Source organism: Shewanella sp. 3_MG-2023 (assembly GCF_030548765.1).
Classification (GTDB): Bacteria; Pseudomonadota; Gammaproteobacteria; order Enterobacterales; family Shewanellaceae; genus Shewanella.
The window spans coordinates 1-1,196 of record NZ_JAUOSH010000078.1; the positions used below are offsets into that span (position 1 = coordinate 1).

Below are 1,196 nucleotides of genomic sequence, written 5' to 3' on the forward strand. Positions count from 1 at the left end.
ATCCCATCCCGAACTCAGTAGTGAAACGCAATCGCGCCGATGATAGTGTGGGGTCTCCCCATGTGAAAGTAGGTCATTTCCAGACGCTAAATTAGAATAATCCCTGACTCTATGAGTCAGGGATTTTTTCGTTTAGGATTTTAAAATAAATAAGTCCTTTTGGTGTTAGGTTTAGTTAATAGCCTACTCGAAATCAGTGTGGACGACATGGCCATGTGAAAGTAGGGTGCAATGTCTGTGTTTATAAAGCAACGCTTTATGCAGACATGGAGTGCGGAGGATTTATCCGCAGCTGAACATCGCCAAGCGCCTAATACGAATAATCCCTATTTGGTGTTATGTTTAGTAAAACTTGCTGGTAATCAGTGTGGACGACATGCCTATGTGAAATGGGGTCATCGCCAATCGTCTAATCAATATTAAGCCCGTCACTGTGTAGCGGGCTTTTTGCGTTTATGGTTTTAATAAAACTGGAATAGATCAGTAGAGCTATTATTAGCAGATCTGGTTTGGTGAATTATTTGAAGCTTTTATCTTTTATATAACGGTTAATTAAGGCTATTGCATTGAAAATATCTTCTTACAACGTGCAGTGTTTGTGTTCTATTACTGAAGAACTCTTCAGCTCTTCTACTTACTGGATAGTCTCTTTACGAACGACATTCTTTGCTAAAAAACTTTAATCAACAACGATTACCTGGATTGGCCTGTTAGCAGCACTAACATGACTATTTCTGTGGCTGGGGAGTAATGCTATTAACATTGAGGCTGCAGTGCTTAAAATAATATTGTTTTTTATGCTAATTTCCTCATGTTGAACTAGAATTGAATGCCGCATTGGAACTTATGCGGATAAATTATGACCTTTTAGAAAGCTCGAAAATTCACAGCTCCAAAATTGGTAGATAGTTTTACGGTAGTCATTGCCGTGTTTTGAGTTAAGCGTTACATGGCACCAGCACAAAAATGAATGTTATCCTTTTCTATTACTGGGCTTAACACAATTTAAGCGGTTGGTATATTATCCCTAGAGTGCCACTTTTTGGCTCGCTGTGTGGATAACCTTGGGGGTAATAAGTGTGTATCCTGTACTTAAACAATTAATGATTAAAAACTTCATTTTTATGCATAAAAGCCCTTGCGCTAAATCTTAACTTGCCTATAATGCGCATCCACTGACACGGCGACAGGCCAAT

At 38.8% G+C, this 1,196-nt stretch carries 1 protein-coding gene and 1 rRNA gene; both read left to right on the plus strand.

Going from position 1 to position 1,196, the window contains the following annotated elements:
- A 5S ribosomal RNA gene (gene rrf, locus Q4591_RS20040) occupies positions 1-85 on the plus strand; the annotation flags it as partial.
- Between the two features lie 146 nt (positions 86-231).
- Positions 232-423 carry a hypothetical protein gene (locus Q4591_RS20045; protein ID WP_133126569.1) on the plus strand — a complete coding sequence of 64 codons (192 nt, stop codon included), beginning with the start codon at positions 232-234 and terminating at the stop codon, positions 421-423.
- Positions 424-1,196: the final 773 nt, after the last annotated feature.